The organism is Candidatus Vicinibacter proximus, assembly GCA_016713905.1.
In the GTDB taxonomy this organism is placed as follows: domain Bacteria; phylum Bacteroidota; class Bacteroidia; order Chitinophagales; family Saprospiraceae; genus Vicinibacter; species Vicinibacter proximus.
Window position 1 is genome coordinate 507328 of the sequence record JADJOE010000003.1, and the last position, 20326, is coordinate 527653.

Annotated in this window: 16 protein-coding genes; 2 read left to right on the top strand and 14 right to left on the bottom strand. The window is 39.0% G+C overall.

Annotation, left to right across the window (positions count from 1 at the left end):
* Positions 1-96: 96 nt before the first annotated feature.
* The 8 genes from IPJ83_10525 to IPJ83_10560 form a co-directional block, all read right to left on the bottom strand.
* Positions 97-3105: a type I restriction endonuclease subunit R gene (locus IPJ83_10525; GenBank protein ID MBK7880976.1), complete on the bottom strand. Its 3009-nt coding sequence runs from the start codon at positions 3103-3105 to the stop codon at positions 97-99.
* Complete coding sequence (locus tag IPJ83_10530) at positions 3095-3538, bottom strand: type II toxin-antitoxin system death-on-curing family toxin (GenBank protein ID MBK7880977.1); 444 nt, start codon at positions 3536-3538, stop codon at positions 3095-3097. Before IPJ83_10530 ends, IPJ83_10525 begins: the two co-directional genes overlap by 11 nt.
* Entirely contained in the window at positions 3539-4549 is a 1011-nt protein-coding gene (locus tag IPJ83_10535; GenBank protein ID MBK7880978.1) for a DNA-binding protein, read from the bottom strand.
* A 103-nt stretch (positions 4550-4652) separates the two neighbouring features.
* A complete protein-coding gene (locus IPJ83_10540) occupies positions 4653-5909 on the bottom strand; it encodes a restriction endonuclease subunit S (protein ID MBK7880979.1) in 1257 nt (418 codons plus the stop codon).
* Positions 5906-7693 (bottom strand): SAM-dependent DNA methyltransferase, encoded by a 1788-nt coding sequence (locus IPJ83_10545; GenBank protein MBK7880980.1) that lies wholly within the window; start codon positions 7691-7693, stop codon positions 5906-5908. The genes IPJ83_10540 and IPJ83_10545 overlap by 4 nt, the downstream gene beginning before the upstream one ends.
* Before the next feature lie 808 nt (positions 7694-8501).
* Complete coding sequence (locus IPJ83_10550) at positions 8502-9017, bottom strand: hypothetical protein (protein ID MBK7880981.1); 516 nt, start codon at positions 9015-9017, stop codon at positions 8502-8504.
* Positions 9001-10485, bottom strand: coding sequence for an AAA family ATPase (locus IPJ83_10555; GenBank protein ID MBK7880982.1), 1485 nt, complete (start codon positions 10483-10485; stop codon positions 9001-9003). The genes IPJ83_10550 and IPJ83_10555 overlap by 17 nt, the downstream gene beginning before the upstream one ends.
* 221 nt (positions 10486-10706) lie before the next feature.
* Complete coding sequence (locus tag IPJ83_10560) at positions 10707-11399, bottom strand: hypothetical protein (protein MBK7880983.1); 693 nt, start codon at positions 11397-11399, stop codon at positions 10707-10709.
* A 553-nt stretch (positions 11400-11952) separates the two neighbouring features.
* On the opposite strand from IPJ83_10560, the gene IPJ83_10565 reads away from it, so the two are divergent.
* Entirely contained in the window at positions 11953-13737 is a 1785-nt protein-coding gene (locus tag IPJ83_10565) for a hypothetical protein (GenBank protein MBK7880984.1), read from the top strand.
* Positions 13738-15119: 1382 nt separating this feature from the next.
* On the opposite strand, the gene IPJ83_10570 is transcribed toward IPJ83_10565, so the two are convergent.
* The 3 genes from IPJ83_10570 to queA all read right to left on the bottom strand — a co-directional run bounded on the left by IPJ83_10570 (position 15120) and on the right by queA (position 17246).
* Positions 15120-15806, bottom strand: coding sequence for a (d)CMP kinase (locus IPJ83_10570; protein MBK7880985.1), 687 nt, complete (start codon positions 15804-15806; stop codon positions 15120-15122).
* An 82-nt stretch (positions 15807-15888) separates the two neighbouring features.
* Positions 15889-16110 (bottom strand): DUF2795 domain-containing protein, encoded by a 222-nt coding sequence (locus IPJ83_10575; GenBank protein ID MBK7880986.1) that lies wholly within the window; start codon positions 16108-16110, stop codon positions 15889-15891.
* Positions 16111-16181: 71 nt separating this feature from the next.
* On the bottom strand, positions 16182-17246 hold the full coding sequence (gene queA / locus IPJ83_10580) for a tRNA preQ1(34) S-adenosylmethionine ribosyltransferase-isomerase QueA (protein MBK7880987.1): 1065 nt from the start codon (positions 17244-17246) through the stop codon (positions 16182-16184).
* A 205-nt stretch (positions 17247-17451) separates the two neighbouring features.
* Between queA and IPJ83_10585 the strand changes: the two genes are divergently transcribed.
* Complete coding sequence (locus tag IPJ83_10585) at positions 17452-18702, top strand: ABC transporter permease (GenBank protein MBK7880988.1); 1251 nt, start codon at positions 17452-17454, stop codon at positions 18700-18702.
* A 330-nt stretch (positions 18703-19032) separates the two neighbouring features.
* On the opposite strand, the gene rplT is transcribed toward IPJ83_10585, so the two are convergent.
* The 3 genes from rplT to IPJ83_10600 all read right to left on the bottom strand — a co-directional run bounded on the left by rplT (position 19033) and on the right by IPJ83_10600 (position 20304).
* Positions 19033-19380: a 50S ribosomal protein L20 gene (rplT, locus tag IPJ83_10590; GenBank protein ID MBK7880989.1), complete on the bottom strand. Its 348-nt coding sequence runs from the start codon at positions 19378-19380 to the stop codon at positions 19033-19035.
* Between the two features lie 71 nt (positions 19381-19451).
* The gene (gene rpmI, locus IPJ83_10595; protein ID MBK7880990.1) at positions 19452-19649 is read right to left on the bottom strand and encodes a 50S ribosomal protein L35; all 198 of its coding nucleotides are present in this window, start codon (positions 19647-19649) and stop codon (positions 19452-19454) included.
* 61 nt (positions 19650-19710) lie between these two features.
* A complete protein-coding gene (locus tag IPJ83_10600) occupies positions 19711-20304 on the bottom strand; it encodes a translation initiation factor IF-3 (protein MBK7880991.1) in 594 nt (197 codons plus the stop codon).
* Positions 20305-20326 lie beyond the last annotated feature (22 nt).

Consider the following 20326-nt stretch of genomic DNA (forward strand, 5'->3'; position numbering starts at 1 on the left):
ATTCTTTCTGCGTTTGAACAAGCACACTCTTTTGCAAGCTTTGGCTTGTGTGGTGGCTTGGGCAGCTTGCAAATGCGTGTGACTGTAGCGTTGGCATTATTTGTTTGCGTTAAATCGTAAAAAGTCCTTTTGCATTATTTTGAACATTGTCCCTGCAAAGAAGTCACGAAACTCTTTGTTGTCGTTGAACTCTTTAAATACTTCAAAGTTGGTCTCTATGTGGTCAATTAGTTTTCGTTTCAATACTTCTTCAAAAGTGATTTTGGCGTTTTGTTCGTCTGAATGTCTGAAAGCGTTTGCAAACTCGGCATCTTGTGCAACGTCCGCCATTAAGTCCTCAGTCATTTTTTTAACCTTGTCCTCGTTGGTGAACTGTGTCCCGAAGCGGTCGTTAAATGCTTTTACGATGTTGGATAAATATTCCATTTCAGGCTCGGCTGCTCCGCCTCTCATGTCTGTCGGGATAGGTTTTAACTCATCTCCTTGTTGCAATTGAATATTAAATTCTCCTTCCTTTTGCAGTCGGTAGCTGTCCATGTCGATATTGTCTAGAATGCCTTGTGCCAAATCCTCGTCACGTTGCTTGCCCAGTTTGTTTTGCAAGTGGTTTAAGAATAAATACAGTCTTTCCAAATATGGATTTACAAACGGAACTATTTGAGCAAGGAAAACATACAGGCGAACATAAGTCTTGCATTTTGCTCTAAAGTCGTCTTGCTGTTCTTCTGTTAATGAAGTTCTGAATACTTCTGCTGCTGCATCTAAAATGCTGTGCAATTGGTCAACAGGAACATTGGTAACCATCTTTTGCGAAAACTCCTGAACCTGTTCGGGTGTGTAAACCTGAAAAGCATCTAAAGAACTTTGCAAGTCAAACAGTTTGTTAGGGTCAGTTGCTTCGCCTAATATGGTGGTTTCAAAGAATGGGTCAAACGATTTTTTGATTTCATCTGCATCATTGGCAAAGTCCAAAACAAATGTGTCTTTCTTTCCTGCGGTTGTTCTGTTAAGTCTTGAAAGTGTTTGAACTGCATTAACACCACCCAGTTTCTTGTCAACATACATGGTATGTAAAAGCGGTTGGTCAAATCCAGTTTGGTATTTGTTTGCCACAATCAAAAAGCGGTATTCCGATTTCTTAAACTCGTCTGGAATGGCAGCACTTGAAAAATGATTCAATGCAGCTTCGGTTTGGCCGTCTATTTCGCCTGAAAATGCTACGATTGCCTTGTATGGGTTTCCTGTATCTGCTAAATACTTGTCAAATGCCTTTTTGTATTTCACGGCATTTCTACGACTGCTTGTAACAACCATTGCTTTAGCCAACCCGTTGATTTTCGATTTACGGATTACATTGTCCATAAAATGGTCAACCATCAAAGCCGTTTTCTTGGCAATGGCGTGTGAATGGCTCTCAACAAATATTTTCAGTTTTTTCTGTGCCTTGTTTTTGTCGTATGCAGGGTCGTCTTCAATTTTCTTTAGCAAAGCATAATAGCTTTGATAGGTGGTGTAATTCTGCAAAACATCTAAAATGAAATTTTCTTCAATGGCTTGCTTCATGGAGTAAAGATGAAATGCCCTGAATTTCTCTTTTCCGTTATCGTTGTATTTCTCTCCAAAAAGTTCAAGCGTTTTGTTCTTTGGTGTGGCGGTAAAGGCAAAGTAACTGGCATTAGTCAGCATCTTTCTTCCTTTCACAATATCCACTACCAAATCTTCCGAAGACAGTTCGTCATATTGGTCTTTGTCCACAAAAATATATTCATCATCGTCCACCTGCACTTTTTCAAAGTCTTTAGCCAAAGTTTCATTTAGCTTTCCTGCGGTGTTTCCGCTTTGACTGCTGTGTGCTTCGTCAATGATAATGGCAAACTTGTTTCCGGGCAGTTCTCCAATTTCGTTTACTATGTATGGAAATTTCTGAATGGTGGTGATAATGATTTTCTTACCTTCTTCTAATGCCGTTTTTAGTTGTTTACTGCCTTCGGTAATTGCTTCTACAACGCCTTTCACTTGCTCAAACTGTTTGATGTTGTTGCGTATTTGAGCATCCAAAACTTTACGGTCAGTTACTACGATTACAGTATCAAAAATAGTGTTCTCGTTATTCTTGTCAAACAAGCCAACCAATTGATGAGCCAACCAAGAAATGGAGTTTGATTTTCCTGAACCTGCCGAATGTTGAATTAAATAGCGTTTTCCTGCACCGTTTTCTTTGGCATTGTTAAGGAGCTTATCTACGGCATCAATTTGATGATAGCGTGGGAAAATCAGTTTCTTTACTTTCTCTTTTTTTACTTTACCATCAGGTAAAATCTTTTCCGTTTCTTCTTCAAACAATTGAACATAATTCTGAATGATGTTGGTTAAACGGTCTTTTGTTAAAATGTCTTTCCAGAGATAATCGGTTTTAATGCCAATTGAATTGGGCGGATTTCCTGCTCCGTAGTTGTAACCTTTGTTGAATGGTAAAAAGTAAGTGTTTTCGCCTTTCAAATGGGTTGCCATCCAAATTTGTTCGCTGTCCACTGCAAAGTGAACCATACAGCGACCTAAGCGAAACAATTCTTCTCTTGGGTCACGATTGGTTTTATATTGCTTAATGGCATCCTTTACCGTTTGTTTGGTCAGCTCGTTTTTAAGTTCGAAACTAATGATGGGCAAACCATTGATGAAAACCACTAAATCCAAGGAGTTTTCATTTTGAGTGCTGTAATGTACTTGTCTTGTTACTGAAAAAATGTTTTGGTTGTATAGGGCTAAATCCTTTTCGTTTAGCATAGAAACAGGTTTGTCAAAAAAGAGTTTGAGTTTGATGTTATTGTCTGTAATGCCTTTGCGTAAAACCTCAATAATACCAAAGGTTTTGATTTGATTGTTTAAGCGATACAAAACCTTGCTTCTGAAATTGCTACTGTGAATGGCTTGCAATTTTGCGACTTCCTTTTCCTGTGTGGCTTGCAGAAAATTGAAAAGCAAATCTTCATCCACACAATCCACACGGTTGTAATTACTGAAATGCCTTTCTTCAAAAGCATTGACCAAACACAAGTGCTGTGTGATGTGGGCTTCTAATCCATTTTCTGTGGTGTCAGTCTTCATTATTAAATCCTTTGGCATAAATTATTTTCAATTTCAATTCTTCTGAGTAGTCTTCCTCATAAATAATTGAATTAATTATTTCAAAAAGTAAATCTTTATCTATTCTGTTATCAGCCACATCTACTGCAATGTTTTCCATTTCTGCAATAAACCTTTCTACTCGAAATGAGCAATTGTTTATTTCGAGAAAGTAAGCAGATAAAGCGATTGAAGCCCGTTTATTACCATCTTGAAAACTATGGTTTTTATTGATGGAGAAAAATAAGTGGGTAATCTTGTGTTCAATCTCCGGATAGTATAAATCATTCTGAACAAGCTCAATTACACTTTCAAGCAGGTTGATATTCAGAATGCCTAAAATGCCACCAGATTGGTTGATGATTACATCATGAACCGCTATAGCATGTGCTGTATCGAAATATGCAAATGCCATTTATCGGTCTTTTAATCTTTTAAACACTTCCAACAACTCAGGGTTTTCAATAACTCTTTGCAATAGGTCTTTACTTTTATCTCCTAAAAACCTGTCATAGTCTGCAGCACTCAAAGAGTTTATATAAGGCTTTAACCGTTCATGAACAATATTCCTTAAGCCATAATCACGGCTTGCCATTTTACTTCTTGCATCCTCAATTTGTGGTATCCAAAAACGTTGTTGGGCAAATTCATCAATTAATTCATTCAACTCGATTGGTTGCAATTTTCTTTTTAGCTTTTCTGATTTCTGCTTCATAGCATCTGCTATGCCCACTTCAAATGATGCAATCAACCTAAGCACTTCCCAATACATGGTGTCTCTTGGGTTTTCTTTTTCTTCTAATTTTAATATCACTTTATATTCAGAAGATTTTTCAAGGAAAATAGCTTTATAAATAGCATCTGTATAAACAGCATATTTATAATTCCCCATTTCTAAATATTTGTTTAATGCTTCGGTAAATTCCTTACGATAAACTGGTTCACGAGCCATAGCAATCAAAAAATCCTCTTCTCGCTGATTGATGAACTTCGTTGAGCCACCTAATTTTTGGTTTAGGGTGTCTATTACAATATCCAATATTTTGCTTCTTAGGGCTTTTGCCTTTTCACTTTCGGTGAGCAACATGCCAAGATTTAGAAATGCCCGAAAATTGAAAATGCCAAGTTGTGGAGCTTTAGCTCCTTCTTGCAACATCCAGCCAAATTCTTCTTTGAATTCTTTTAGTGCTTTCCCTTTGAGATTGATATATCCATTGTGTTTTAATTCATCTTCGCTTTGGGATAAATAGCGATCAATGGTTGAGTTATCAATGCTGTAAAAATCTGCTATTTGCTGGCGGGTAAACCTATATTCGCCCTGAAACAACATCCCTGTTATGCCAAGATAGCCTTGAATATTTTCAACAGCTTTCTTATTGTTAAGTATGTTTTGTCGGTCTATTGCCGAAACTGTCAAATCTTTCATATTTTCAAATATTGTTGATAACTTCTGATGTTTCCCTCACAAATAAGGTAAACATATCGCAAGTTGTTGTATTTCAATGACTTTAGTGGTCTTAAAGTTCTCATCAGTAGTTGTTAATTCTTCTTTTCCCCATCACCGCCTCAGCTATCATGGCTTCTTTGTATTCCCGAATAAGTTCAATTTCCCGTTCGGCTTTGGCTATGGCTGTGTCTATAGTGGCGGTTTCGGTTTTTATGTGTGATACAATTTGTTTTTGTTGCTCAAGTGTATGTGGAACTAAAACAGGCGTATTTCGTAACGTGAATAGAGAAAGATTTTTTATGGTTGTGCTTGCTGTTGCATTTAAAAAATATTTCATTACTCGGTTTGTTTGCAAATATTGAAATAAGTAGTCATAATCAACTACACTTTTACTTATTTCATCAGGTTCAATGTATGCTGCACTTTTCCCTAAAACAACTGGTTCACCATCATAAAAAGCCATATTGCCAATTGTGCCATTGATAGAATAAAGTATTGTCCCTTTTTTTAGCTTAAGGTCATAATTGTTAAATTCCTCTTCTGTAACACAATTTGTTTCATCATTCGTAACTATTGTACCATTAATAAGATTGTTTCCATTGATAAATTTAAATTCTGAATAGTCAACATATTGTGGTGTACCATGCAACCCGTCACCTATTCTGCTTGAAATGTATTTCAATCTGATGTCTTTACAAGCAGCAATATTTTTAGTTATTGAATTGTCAACCACACACTGCCTTTGCTCCTTCAACAACTCAATAAACTTTTGCTTCTTCTGAATAAACAAGTTTATCTTTTCTTCTTGTGCTTTGATGTATTGCACAATTTCGTCTTGCTCGTTTTTGGGCGGCAATACGGTAAAAATGCTGAAAAACTTATCGGTGTATAACCGCAACCGGCTGTCAATAATACCTGTGCTGTGTCTGCGAAACTCGGCTTTAAACAAATTGGTGGTAAACAAATAGCCAAAATACTCAGGGTTGTTGTCGCCTTTAATTCGGTAAACACAGTAAGCAGGGCTTGTTATTCCATTGTATGGTGAAATACCCAAACTGCCGTTCCAAGCCAACATGATATTGATAACCAAATCGCCTTGATGCACCAATTTATAACCCACCAAACTTTCTGCATTGGTCAGGTGGTCGTCTTCGTTTTCTAAACTTTCCCGTTTCAGCGTTACGCCTGTGTAATGGGAAACCGAAAGCAGTTCTTCGCTGCCTGTTTCGCTTCGACTATCCATTTCCTGAAACAGATTTTTAATGCGAAGCACTTCCCAATGAGCAGGAAACTCACCTAACCAAGCCGTTTTTGTATTTTCTAATGCCGTTTCTATCATGCTTCAATTATCTCTTTTAGTAAACCGTCTGTTTCTTGTTCTATTTCAAAAATATCTTTGGCAATATCAGTCAAAGCCCTTGGCGGTTGGTGTTTGTAGAAGTATTTCGCAAAGTTTATCTCGTAGCCAATTTTGGTGTCTTTCTTATCCCACCAAGCATCAGGAGCAAAAGGCAACACTTCACGTTCAAAAAATTCCTGTATATCTTCTTTCAATGGAATGTTTTCGGTGTCTTTTAGTTTTGGGTCGGGCTTTGGTTTGCCTTTGCTGTCGGTTACAATTTTGCCTTTTTCATCTTTCAAAGGTCGGTTAACGGTTATTTGGGCATAACCGAAATCTTCATTGTCAAATATTTTGCTGTATTCGTTCTCTTCAAAATTCAGGAACATTTTTTCAATCACAGGAATATGTTCGGATGAAAACTCCACTCGCTTTTTGCCTAATGGCTTCCGCATTTTGTAATAGAACTTTTCAGAAGTGGCATTTATCAATTGTACTTTGCCTTTTCGGTTTTTTGCTTTTCGGTTGGTGAAAAGGAAAATGTAAGTTGGTATGCCTGTATTGTAAAACATATCGTTGGGCAATGCTACAATGGCTTCCAATAAATCGTTTTCTATAATGTATTTGCGGATTTCGCTTTCGCCTTGCCCTGCATCACCTGTAAACAGAGCCGAACCATTATGAACCGAAGCAATTCGACTGCCTAGTTCGGTATCTTTCATTTTACTCAGCATGTGCAACACAAACATTAACTGTCCGTCATTCACACGGCTGGTAACAGCTTCTTCTTTGTAGCTGCCTTTCAGCATAAAGCGTTTGTCGGTGATAGCTCCTTTAGGTCCAACTCCCAATGCTTTTTTATCAGGAGCCCAGGTCTTTCCATAAGGCGGATTGGTAAGCATAAAGTCAAACTTCAAATCCTTGTCAAAACCATAAGCACTCAATGTGCTGCCGTAAGCGATTTTGTCAGGGTCTTCGCCTTTTATCAGCATATCGCTTTTACAGGTCGCATAAATGAAAGGCGTGCTTTCCTGACCGTATAAATGAACGGTGGCATTGCTTTTAATCAGTCCATCTGGATTGAGCAAAAAGTTTTTGGCAATGGTTAACATACCTCCACTACCCACACAAGGATCATAAATCAAATAAGTGCCTTGTTTTATTTTGTCTTTTACAGGTAAGAACACAAGGTGCGTCATCAAATCAATGATTTCCCTTGGTGTAAAGTGTTCTCCTGCTTCTTCGTTGTTTTCTTCGTTAAATCGTCTTACCAAATCTTCATACACATAACCCATTGCCAAGGGTGGCAACTTGTCGGGGTGCAATTCTACTTTTGGAGAGCAGAATTTTTCAATGAGTGAAAACAGAATGTCTGCTTCGTCCAACGTTTCAATTTCATTTCTGAATTTGAATTGTTTGATGATGTCCTGCACATTTTCAGAAAAGCCGTTCAGGTAATTTTCAAAATTACTTCGCAGGTTTTTCGGGTCGTCAAGCAGTTTTTTTAAGGTAAACTTTGAAGTATTGTAAAATGCCAAACCAGAACCGTGTTTGTTGTTGGTCAGCAAACTGTCTAAGTTTTGAAGTTTGGATTTGTATTCATTGAAAGTCTTTAAGACCTGTTCTTTCGTTGGTTCTAAAAGCAAGTCCAGTCTGCGTATAACCACCATGGGCAGGATAACATCTTTGTATTTTCCTTTTTGGTAGGTATTTACCAAAACATCATCCGCAACTGTCCAAAGGAAGTTAATAACGGGTTGCAGTGATTGTGTATTTAAGCTCATTTCGTATTTGTCTTTTCGTTAATTATCGAGGTTCTAAATTACAATTTTAAGTCGCATAAACGTCTTTTGTGCGTTGGCAAAAAACGGTTCTTTTGGTCTAGCAAAGGGGCGGCTTGAGGATCGGCTCAGGTGCTGCCCAGTTGGAATATGGTCTATTTGTTGCAGGTTGCCTGTCAAAACTAGCGTTTCATTTTATGTTTAGAGTTATCTGTTTATTCGGTGTTGTGTCGTCTGATACGTTTGCCCAAGACGCCAGACTGTAAAAATACCATTTTTTTATTCGAAAATATTTAAAATCCCTCGTGTATCCTCATGTAACGCAATTGAATGGTCATAACAATAAAAATTTCCTTTATTATAGGGTGACATCTGCCAGTATGCTATTAGTCTGCAGGACATGCTTCTGCCGGAATGGCAGTTTCCATTCATCACCCTAATTAACCCAAAACATGCCAAGGATAAAGACTCTAATTTTGCAAATTCGAGAGGCCATCTTCCCTGGAATAGGAGGGCAATTTGAAACGGATTAATCGGGGGTGAATACTCTGGAATCTACATTTGTGATCCTGGTATACTAGTTAATTGATTCATTATTTATAAAAATGCAAATCAATAGTTATGCATTAAATAAATTTATTATTTATATTCAATTATTTATTATTACAACCTGACGTTTTGACATACTAGAAGGACAAATCTATCACGAAGGTTTACAGTAGATAAAAACTTCAAATATTTTCAAAATTTTCCACTTAAACGTTTGCTGAGCCTTTAGGTTATGTCATGTATGCTGCAGAGCATAGCTACTTCATTTCGAGTAACAATTTTTAATAGTAGGATTCGGCATGAAAGGTGTAATCATATATTTCTTTTCGTTGAATTTAAACTTTAAATTAATCAGAACATCCATTTTTAGACCGACATCTCTTTTATGGATTTCTTGCCTTGAAACAAAATATAGTTTAACTTCTGAATAGTCAATATCTAAAGGGTTTCTAAATCTTGTCTTGATAAAGTTGTTTAAGGTGGTCTCGAATTTTTGTTTTACATTATCCAAATCAAAGCCTTTTCCAGTTTGGATTTTTTTTAATTCAACTAATGTTAATCCATAACCACCATTTATACATTTTCTCACAATCAGACAATCAACTGATGCAGGAGTTTCCTTTCCTAAGTGTTGTGAGTTATAAAAATTGTCAACTTTGATAATTGCATATGAGTTGGCTGAAATTGCTTTATCAAAGGTTACGCAGATTTTATTTTCACAACATGAATCTTCGACAAATTTACTAAGTGTTTTATGAGTTTTAATTCTTTTTATCATGATTGCCCTCTAAATAATTTAAGCGTTCATAATAAAGTTTTTCAGAAATATCTTGAAAGTTATCATCATTAATACCATCCTCAGATACTTTCATTTCACTATTTACTGTTGTTCCATCATCACTTCTAACCAAGTGATATACCATTATTTTATTTCGGTCTATTTCCTTTTTTATTAAAAGATTGTTCAACTTGTTAAACATGTAATTACTATGTGAAGTAATAAATATTTTCAAATTCAATGATGATAGTTTAGCAAATATTTCCATGAGTTTTACTTGAACTTCTGGATGGAGATGTGCTTCTGGCTCTTCAATAAAAAGTATGTCATATCCTTTTTCCCTTTTCCTTTTATTAATTGGGTCATAAATAAATTCTTGAAAAAAGAAGTCTCGTCCTTTTGTAGAAGCATACTTGTTGTTTAATATATGTTTAAAATAAAGTACCAAAGGAGAAAGCTCTGCAACCATTGATGAAGCCTCAGAAAGATTTAGTTCTAAGTCAATTCCCTTTGGCTTATAATGAATTCGTCTAGTCTTGTCATTATATTCAACCTCGCCACGAAGAATATCATTTTGCAACAACTTAATTATTTCGCTATACTCCATATTGATGTTTTTTTTGTCAACTGTAGATAAATCTATGAAGTAATCAGCTAAAGGTTCAGATAAGGATGGAAGTTCAATACTTTTACTTTGCATAAAGAACCTACTCTGAGTCAACTCTGCAATTATTGGAGTAAATGCGTTAAGTGCTTGATACAATCCTGATCGGCTTGCTGGTAGATAATATATATCACGTATATTGAAGTCTAACTTGCGTAGAATTTCATTTACTTTTCCAATGGTATATCTTATAAAGTCTCTTGTAAATTCTTCTTCTGTTGGCCATCCAAACTCTTTTCTACTGTTGATATAGAATGAAAACTTTGTTGACTTTGTAGTTTTTTGAATTATTTCCACTAATTTAAGTTCGTCTTCGAATTTCAAATCTAAAATTCCGTCATCATTTGAGTAAATCGTAAGTTTCTCATGTTTGGAAATAGAGATAACCATTTCATAATTCTTATCTGAGTATCTATTTTTAAGATTTTTAAGAGATGAGAATGTGTTAAGTAGTGAGTTCTGAAGACCCTTTAGAATTATTTCCTTGAGTTCGCCTTCAACCAATTTTAGAAAATCTTTTGTGCAAATAATAGGCTTTTCTGCTTTGATGTTTTTTATCTTGCTCTTTATGAACCTTTCAAAGGAACTTTCTTGATGTTTTTCATAGAAGACATATCTCTGATTTATAGCCTTATTTTTAATGTTTTTCAAAAGACAATAGATGCAATATGTTGCATATGACTTACCAATTGCATTTTGTCCATAAATAAGGTGAAGATCCTTATTTAGGTCAAATTTCAAATTGTCAATTGGTCCAAAATTTTTTATTTGAATTTCCATTTGTTTTGTTACTGGTAGTTGCAAAGTTAATGTTTAATTGTTATTTCAATTTATGAATATCTTTATTTAGAAAAGTCATTTTAGCATAGTTGATTTCAAGTTAGCGGTGTCTCCATTTCTTGTATATAAAGGTTCATAGATCGATGTTAGTATAGTTTTTTGGTTGGCTGCAAAATATAAATCTATGATATCAAATTTACGATTTTTACTAACATGAAAACCGAATTGATCTACTTTAATCAATATCATGGTAGAGGCATTTTCTCTTTAACTGCATGTCCAGTATTCTCATTTACTTTTGGGTCTGTTTCTATCCAATTTCCGTCACTGTCTATCCAGCCTAATTGTAAATATAATTCAAATTGACGAATTCTATATTGTGAAGTCATTTCAACTTCATCTCTATCATAACAGACAAACGTGTAGTCTGTTGCTAATGATGCTTTTTGTGCTGCATAATTTGGTTCGGCATTTTTGTTTTCTAAATTGTGTATGAAAACAACGAATCCTGTTGTAAGATCCCATGGATATGCATTCCACTTTACGCCACATATATAATTAATTTTATTACATACACTCATCATATCTATACCTACTTGCATAAGTCCTCCCTTACAACATGCTAAAAGGAAAATAGTGTCATCATTTAAAATCCCATTTTCACAGAGTTGTTGTGCAAATTGGCTCCAAGATATTGAAATTTTATTTCCACTTAAGTCAGTTTCAAATCCATCTTTATCACCGTGGGTACATAAGTAAATATAATCAAAGTGAGTGCCTGAATTTAAATATTTCTCAACCATTTCTTCAAGGGCATGTATTGTTGGAACATCTTCTTTATACACTTTCATACCTAGAAGCTGACAATGGCTAGTTACAAGGCCAACTTCATCACCACAAATGTCAGTAGAAGCTCTTAATACTAAAATTGACTTCATTTTTTTTAATAACTAATATTGATTTGCAAAATTGATATTAACTAATTGCATGTTTGTATAAAGTAATGAGATTCCAAAATTATTGCCACCTATGTCTGATTTTATCCCAGACTCTATTTTTTAAAACAATATTCATAATTTTATTAACACTTATTTAGTTTCTATCTCATGTTTTGATTCATACAATCTTTAATAGCTCCGGTATCTAGAATGTCCATATATTAACTTTAGTAAACTTAGTTCACAATCTTTGTATTGGAGTCTCTATTTTTTCATAATGGGCGTATTTAGGTTTTAAAATCATCGTGTTCTGGGTGGGTAATACAGAAAAAATTGCGTCGGGATGCTTTGGGACAGCAAAATACACAAATTTCAGATTGTTAATAATTTTTAAAGATATTTTTGTTGAAGGGTTATATTTAGCGTTCTGGCTGGTTTTGGCTTGGGTTGTTTTTCTTGCCATCAGGGCATGTCCTAAATTTCACCCACACAAAAACCTTGTATAAATACTTTTCATATATTTGTTCATCTTTAACCTAACCAAAATCAAAGAATGAAACTCCTCCATTCCTTTGTCTTTTTACTGTTCATCGGTCTGACCGCTCTGCAGGGTCAGGATTTCCGGCTGGTTTGTCCGGGCGATGTGACCATCTCCTGCACCGAAAATTACAGCGACCTCAATAAATGGGGCAAGGCCTATACAGACGAAAACGGCTTCATTAAGTGGCAGCACGACTGCAAGGTGGTGTACAACATCAACGACTGTGGGGTAGGGACCATCACCCGCACCTGGGGCGTTGAGAATCCCAACAACTGGCAATGGCTTACCTGCACCCAGGTCATCACCCTGAGCAACGCCAATGCATTCGGTTATCGCGACATCACTTTCCCTCAGGACATCACCATAGAGAGCTGCAATCCACAAGACAGCGTCAAGCACCTGCCAAGACCTTACGACAAGCCCACCTGGAAGACCAATAAATGTGCCCGCCCTATGGTGAATTATTCGGATGAGGTGTTCAGGGTGAACGATGGCTGCGTCAAGATCATCCGTACCTGGAAGATACTCGACTGGTGTGTGTACGACCCTTATAAAAATCCGGGCATAGGCATTTTTACCGCCCAGCAGGTGATCAAGTTGATCACCATCGATCCAGATGCCAGAATATCCTGTCCTAAAGACACCATCGTGGTGGCTTCTCAGGACTGCAACGGGGTGTATGTGAAGATCGATCCTGCTACGGTAGTTTCTCCCTGCAAGATGCCTTTCGTCATCCACAACACTTCCAAATACGCCGACAGCACCGGCAACGATGCCAGCGGCTTCTATCCCAATGGAACCACTAAGTTTTATTACATCGCAGAATACGGTTGCGGATCAGAGATCAAGTGCGAACTGACCGTCATTGTCAAAAATACCATTCCACCGACTCCTTATTGCCTCACCGGGGTAATTGTAGATCTGATGCCCGTGGATCAGGATCTGGACGGCATCGCAGAATCAGGGATGATAGAGGTCTGGGCCTCGGATCTGAACAAGGGCAGTTTTCATAAATGCCCTAAACAGAAGTTGCGCTATTCCTTTTCCAAAGATGTACTCGACCGCGCCCGCATTTTTACCTGTGCGGAACTGGGCGAAAACGAAGTGGAGATGTGGGTGACGGATTCTCTCGGCAATGCAGATCTGTGCAAGACCAAGATCATCATCCAGAACAATCTTAATGTGCCGGATTGCAAACGCAAGGACAGTCTGGGACATGTGCGCTACGACCTGTCCATCAGCTTCTGGGACGAAACCCGCAAGCAAAAGAAAACCAATCTCAGGCTCAGCCTGGAGAACATGGTCAGCCATGTGATCACCACGGCTGCTCAGGATCAGCATGCCTCCTACATCCTGAACGGATTGCGTAAGGACCAGGAATACGAGTTGAAATATGCATTTACCGGAACGGAGATCAAAGGCATTGACCTCTTTGATGTACAATTGCTGGAAGATCATCTGAAAGGCCGCAGGACCATTAACGATCCTTACAGATTGCTTGCTGCGGACCTTAATGCGGATGCGATCATAGACCTCACGGATCTGCAGCTACTCAAAGACCTGATCGGGGGAGTCCTAAAACCTTCTTCGTTGCCGCAACCCTATAAGATGATTCCGGAAGGCTTTGGCACCAATGCCACCACCATCTTGCAGGATTACGCCCAATTGAAACTAAGGATTCCTGTTCACCAGGAGACCAGTATGGAGAAAAATTATCTCCTCCTCAGAACAGGCGACGTTTCCGCCTTTGGCCCTGCCCTCAAGAAAGTAAAACTTTCGGCATCGGATACGGAATAAATAGCTAGAAAGGCCTGGATGGATAACACTGCAGAATAGCTTTTCCGGGGTGTTGCCTTATTTTGGGATCAGGTAGTTTTTTTATGGGTACTAAGTAGAAATTCAGCCGGCCTTTTTCATTTTAGCTAAAACTGATTTAAAAAGCGTTAAAAACAAAATACTGTTTGAGCCCGCATGCAGATAATCTAAAACATCTATGACAGTAAGGCCAAGAGCTAAGATTTCTGCCTAAGGCGAGTTTATTTTGTTTAGCTTTTCAACCCATATTATGTATTAGGGTTTCGTTATGAAAGGCAAATGGCCAATAAAGACAAGCGCTCCCATGAATGAACGATCTTTGATTACCATCAAAGTAATGAACGACAGTTCATTAAGTGAATGAACATCGTCAGATGGTGGGTGGGTTTTGACAAGCCATAGTAGATCCTATGGTGCTGGATGACTGACCGATTTCCGCAATGCGGAATGAAGCACGACAGTGCTTCAAGGGAAGGAACCGCGAAAGCGGCTAACGAGAGAATAAGAGAATTTGAAAATTAGCTAATTAGCTAATGGATGACTGACCGATTTCCGCAAAGCGGAATGAAGCACGACAGTGCTTCAAGGGAAGGAACCGCGAAAGCGGCTAACGAGAGAATTAAAGAATTTGAAAATTAGCTAATTAGCTAATGGATGACTGACCGATTTCCGCAATGCGGAATGAAGCACGACAGTGCTTCAAGGGAAGGAACCGCGAAAGCGGCTAACGAGAGAATTAGAGAATTTGAAAATTAGCTAATTAGCTAATGGATGACTGACCGATTTCCGCAATGCGGAATGAAGCACGACAGTGCTTCAAGGGAAGGAACCGCGAAAGCGGCTAACGAGAGAATTAGAGAATTTGAAAATTAGCTAATTAGCTAATGGATGACTGACCGATTTCCGCAAAGCGGAATGAAGCACGACAGTGCTTCAAGGGAAGGAACCGCGAAAGCGGCTAACGAGAGAATTAAAGAATTTGAAAATTAGCTAATTAGCTAATGGATGACTGACCGATTTCCGCAATGCGGAATGAAGCACGACAGTGCTTCAAGGGAAGGAACCGCGAAAGCGGCTAACGAGAGAATTAGAGAATTTGAAAATTAGCTAATTAGCTAATGGATGACTGACCGATTTCCGCAATGCGGAATGAAGCACGACAGTGCTTCAAGGGAAGGAACCGCGAAAGCGGCATGAGGAAATACTTGTATTTAACGAAACAGCGAAAGCTAAAATTCTTTGACTTGGAATAGAAGGTTTCTCAAGACAAAAAAGAACAAAGACGAAAGGATGGAATTTAGTACACCTTTAGTAAAAAACGGGTTCCTTTAAACTGCTTCCTCCCCAAATTTTTAACTTGCCCCTTATTTTTTACTGCGAATGATCTCTAATACCTTCTCCAATTGCTGTCTGCGATCCAGCAGACTGTTGTCAATCACAATGGCATCATCTGCCTGTCGAAGCGGGCTGTCCTCGCGGGTGGAGTCGATCAGATCGCGGTGTTGCAGGTTTTTTAGGACGGTTGGCAGATCGGATTGAATACCTTTGGAAGCCAGTTCGAGCAATCTCCTTTGTGCGCGAATTTCGGGATCTGCGGTGATGAAAAACTTAAACTGCGCGGACGGAAAAACCACCGTGCCGATGTCTCTGCCATCCATGACCAGAGATTTGTGTTCGCCGAAAGTTCTTTGCTGGGCGACCAATTTTTTTCGCACTTCCGGAATCACGGAAATTTCGCTGACCCATTCCGATACTTCGGGGGTTCGGATGGCTTCGCTGACATTCTCCCCGTTCAGGAACACTTGTAAGACGTTGTCAGGTTGAAGATCGAGCTGTATGCCATTCAAAGCTTTGATTACATCCTGTTTGTGATCCGGGTGTATGCCATGGCGAATACAAAACAAAGTGATGGCACGGTACATTGCTCCGGAATCTACATAGAGAATGCCCAGCGCTTTGGCAAGTTCCTTGGCAAGCGTACTCTTGCCGCAGGAAGAATAGCCGTCTATGGCAATGATAAGATGGTCGGTAGGCGCAATGTGCAAGCTCATCAGGAATAAGTCCGGTGAAAATAAAAAATCCTACCCGTAAGTGGGATAGGATTTTTGTTCTATTCTTTTTAACCTGTTGGAGTTAATACTCATCTTCGTTGAAAAGAAAATCATCCTTTCTTGGAAAATCAGGCCAGATGTCTTCCATGGATTCGTAAATCTCTTCGTCATCTTCCAGCTCCTGTAGGTTTTCGATCACCTCTATAGGGGCTCCGCTTCTGATGCCGAAGTCGATCAACTCATCCCGGGTGGCAGGCCAAGGCGCTTCTTCCAGATGATGGGCTAACTCTAAAGTCCAGTACATATTGGTATAATTATTTTTATTAGGTAATTAATTTTAATAAAATAGAAAAGATTGTAAAAAGTTCCGCGAAATTAAATAATTAACATACAATCTCCATAACTGTAGAATCGGTACTTTTCATTGATCGCCATCTGGTATGCATCCATCAGCAATTCATGTCCCGCATAGGCGGATACCATGATCAGCAAACTGGATTTTGGCAGATGAAAATTCGTGATCATTCGATTGGCAATAGAAAATTCGTAAGGCGGATAAATGAACAAATTGGTCCATCCTTCTGCCGGCTTCAATTGCTTGGAAGCGGACACGGAAGATTCCAATGCCCTCATCGAAGTAGTGCCTACGGCAAATATATTTTTACCCAAGGCTTTGGTTTCGTTGACCAGGTCGGCGGTTTTAGGATCTATTCTGAAATACTCTGCTTCCATTTTATGCTTGGAAAGATCTTCCACATCAATGGTGCGGAAAGTGCCCATGCCCACATGCAGGGTAACTTCCCCAAAATTCACGCCCTTTATCTCGAGCATTTTATAGAGTTCCCTGCTGAAGTGCAAGCCGGCAGTAGGTGCTGCTACCGCACCAATTTCACGTGCAAATACGGTCTGGTATCTCTCGGTATCGCTGGCTTCCGCCGGACGGGTAATGTATTTTGGAAGGGGAGTCTGCCCAAGTTGTCTCAGGATGGCCTGGAAGGACGCCTCATCGCCATCATGCAAAAATCTTATGGTTCTGCCTCTGGAAGTAGTATTGTCCACGACCTCAGCCACCAGTACTTCTTTGTTGTTTTTGTCAAAGAAATACAATTTGTTGCCAACTCTTATTTTTCTAGCGGGATCCACTAATACGTCCCAAAGTCCCACTTGCTTGTTAAGTTCTCTGAGCAGGAAGACTTCTATTTTGGCCCCTGTCTTTTCTTTTCTGCCGAACATGCGCGCCGGGAACACCTTGGTATTGTTGATGATCATTGCATCTTTGTCTTCGACATAGTCGAGTAGATCTTTGAAGACCTTGTGTTCAATTTTACCGGTATCCCGGTGGATGACCATCATCCTGGATTCAGATCGCTCTTCGGCCGGATATTGTGCAATTAAATTTTTTGGTAGGGTAAAATTGAATTGAGATAGTTTTGTACGCATGTAGTTGTGCTGCTTAAATTTCGGCAAAAATAAAGAATTGGAATAGCCAAAAGCAAGTAAGGGGCATTCTAATTTTATATTTGTTTCTATATCAATGATAATCAGCGTGTTTTTGTTGTGTGTTGATCGAATAAATCAGCCGGATAATCTATATTTTCACAGATTTTGAGTCGCAACGCGTAATTTTAGGCAACTTTAGCAGCGTATGATCGTATTCAGAGTACTCAAAGAAAGTCTTCGTCAGGCAGAGCAGCAATTGGTCAGCAACAAACTGCGCAGTTTTCTGACTTTGCTGGGGATTACCATCGGTATTTTCTGCGTCATCGCCGTACTCTCTGCAGTGGATTCTCTGGAAGACAATCTGGTGGAAAGTTTTGAAAAACTAGGCAATGATGTACTCTACATCGACAAGAACACCTGGACAGAAGATCCGGGAAACAATTATTGGAAATACATGGCCAGGCCTTCCCCAAATCTGGAAGACCTGAAAGCCATCCAGCGCAAATCCAAATTGGCCCAATTCGCCTCCCTTTCTGTTTTTATTCCCAGCAGCCAGATCAAGACTGGCAAAACTTATGTGGAGGGTGCATATTTTGCCGGCATTACAGAGGATTATGACCGGGTCATCAAGATGGAGTTTGAAGATGGGCGATATTTTTCCAGTGCCGAATTTCAGAATGGATCTGACCAGATCATTGTAGGGAACAAATTGGCAACAGGCCTCTTTCCCAGAGGGGATGCGGTAGGTAAAGAGGTTAAAGCCATGGGACGCAAATTTACCATCGTAGGAGTACTCAAAATAGAAGGGGCTTCACTGATCAACATCATGCCGGTCGATGAAGCAGCATTCTTTCCCTACAAAACCATGCGCAAAATGATCAACATCAACAGCAACTCCAATTGGGGAACAATGTTGAATGTAAAGGCTAAAAGAGGGGAGGATCTGGAAGAAATGAAATACGAACTGGCCAGCATCATTCGTCCGGTACGTGGGTTGAAGCCAAGGGATGAAGATAATTTTGCCATCAATCAGGTGACCATGCTGACATCCATCATCGAAAGCGTTTTTAAGGTACTCAACATAGCAGGATTTGTCATAGGACTATTTGCCATGCTGGTAGGCGCTTTCGGCGTAGCCAACATCATGTTTGTATCGGTCAAAGAAAGGACCCCGCTGATCGGTATTAAAATGGCTCTTGGGGCCAAGCGTTATTTTATTCTGCTGGAATATCTTGCAGAAGCGGTGATACTTTGTTTAGTAGGTGGAATCGCCGGACTCCTGATGGTATGGGGAATTCTGTCCTTGTTCAGCATAATCCTGCATTTTGAGATGTACATCTCCATGACCAATATCCTGATCGGCTTGATTCTGTCCATCATCATTGGCATTATCTCAGGAATTGTGCCTGCACTGCATGCATCAAGAATGGATCCCGTGGAAGCCATCCGAAAGTAATTAAACTATAGGAAAAAGAATTCAGCAGAAATTAATCATATTTTAGTTTCGGTATTCAATAGATTGAAAAACCTAATCATCCCAAATTAGAAATTGAGCCCGGCCTTTTTCATTTTAGCGTTAAGAAATGAAAACAGCCTTGATTTTTTTTGGTTCTTTTTTGTATTTAGACAAAAAAGAACATTGTTAATAAGAGGGAATTTAGGAAAACTTTAGTGAATAACGGGAACTTCAAAACCGGTTTCTCCCCAAATATTTTAATAACCTCTAAGGTCTACTGTAGCTATAGTAAACCAAAGGCCATTTATCCGTACGTAAATCTAAAAGGAATTATCCCTGAATTTTCTGGACGATTGCTTTGAATTCATCAGGATGGTGCAAGGCCAAATCAGCCAATACTTTTCTGTTCAAAACAATGTTGCTTTTATTCAACTTGTCGATAAATCGGGAGTAGTTGATACCGTAAGGTCTTACGGCAGCATTGATCCTGGCGATCCAAAGTCTTCTAAACGCGCGTTTCTTTGCTCTTCTGTGGATGAAGGCATATTTCATTGCCCTCTCTACAGCATTCTTCGCTACCGTATAAACTTTTGATCTTCCGCTGAAATAACCTCTGGCGGCTTTAAGGATCTTTTTTCTGCGCTGTCTGGATGCGACGGCGTTGACTGAACGTGGCATAATTTATAGTTTTTGGCGTGTAAGGGATTCCTGCAAAGGAATACTTAACCTCAGACACCGGTTAAACATACTTAGAATATTCCCAACAATGCTTTTAGCCTACTTTGTTCGGAAGGGTGGGCAACTACACTACCTCTGTTGCGTCTTTTAGACTTCTTACTCTTATTACGCATAAGGTGAGAGGTGTTCGCCTGGAACGTTTTAACCTTTCCTGTTCCTGTAAGCTTCATTCTTTTCTTGGCCCCTGAATGGGTTTTTACCTTTGGCATGGCCTTATTTTTTGAGCACGCAAAGGTAGCAAATATTTGAACATAACCTTATTAATGCTGATTAATTTTTTGCAACACCCTTTTTAGGGGAAATGATCACATACATCCGCTTGCCTTCAAGTCTCGGCAACTCTTCCGCAGCACCATGGGTAAGTAGCTCATTGATAAACCTCAACAGGATGAGTTCGCCTCTGTCTTTAAAGACAATCGCACGTCCCTTAAACTGCACATAGGCCTTAACCTTGGCTCCTTCTTCCAGAAATTTAATGGCATGCTTGATCTTAAATTCAAAATCGTGATCGTCCGTATTGGGACCGAACCGTATCTCCTTGATGACCACCTTGGCAGTCTTGGCCTTAATTTCCTTTTCTTTCTTTCTCTTGAGATAAAGGAATTTATTGAAATCTATGATTTTGCAAACCGGCGGATCGGATTTGGCGGTAATTTCTACCAGGTCCATGCCCAAGTCAAATGCCCACTTCAAAGCGTGCATGGTGTCATAAATTCCGGGTTCTATGGTTTTTCCGGCAACCTGGGTAAGTTCATCAAAATTATCGCCAACTAAACGGATAGAGTGATTCCTGATTTGTTCGTTGATTCTAAATTGGCTCCTGAGTTCGTCAAGATAGGATTGAGGCTTCTTTCTAAGATTCAAATTAAGGTTTTTAAAAATTATC

Coding starts and splice junctions, on each gene's coding strand:
- IPJ83_10570 (MBK7880985.1), bottom strand. CDS start 15,806: ATGAGCTTGCACATTGCGCCTACCGACCATCTTATCATTGCCATAGAC.
- IPJ83_10545 (MBK7880980.1), bottom strand. CDS start 7,693: ATGAGCTTAAATACACAATCACTGCAACCCGTTATTAACTTCCTTTGG.
- IPJ83_10525 (MBK7880976.1), bottom strand. CDS start 3,105: ATGAAGACTGACACCACAGAAAATGGATTAGAAGCCCACATCACACAG.
- queA (MBK7880987.1), bottom strand. CDS start 17,246: ATGCGTACAAAACTATCTCAATTCAATTTTACCCTACCAAAAAATTTA.
- IPJ83_10575 (MBK7880986.1), bottom strand. CDS start 16,110: ATGTACTGGACTTTAGAGTTAGCCCATCATCTGGAAGAAGCGCCTTGG.
- IPJ83_10530 (MBK7880977.1), bottom strand. CDS start 3,538: ATGGCATTTGCATATTTCGATACAGCACATGCTATAGCGGTTCATGAT.
- IPJ83_10560 (MBK7880983.1), bottom strand. CDS start 11,399: ATGAAGTCAATTTTAGTATTAAGAGCTTCTACTGACATTTGTGGTGAT.
- IPJ83_10535 (MBK7880978.1), bottom strand. CDS start 4,549: ATGAAAGATTTGACAGTTTCGGCAATAGACCGACAAAACATACTTAAC.
- rpmI (MBK7880990.1), bottom strand. CDS start 19,649: ATGCCAAAGGTAAAAACCCATTCAGGGGCCAAGAAAAGAATGAAGCTT.
- IPJ83_10540 (MBK7880979.1), bottom strand. CDS start 5,909: ATGATAGAAACGGCATTAGAAAATACAAAAACGGCTTGGTTAGGTGAG.
- IPJ83_10585 (MBK7880988.1), top strand. CDS start 17,452: ATGATCGTATTCAGAGTACTCAAAGAAAGTCTTCGTCAGGCAGAGCAG.
- IPJ83_10550 (MBK7880981.1), bottom strand. CDS start 9,017: ATGATAAAAAGAATTAAAACTCATAAAACACTTAGTAAATTTGTCGAA.
- rplT (MBK7880989.1), bottom strand. CDS start 19,380: ATGCCACGTTCAGTCAACGCCGTCGCATCCAGACAGCGCAGAAAAAAG.
- IPJ83_10565 (MBK7880984.1), top strand. CDS start 11,953: ATGAAACTCCTCCATTCCTTTGTCTTTTTACTGTTCATCGGTCTGACC.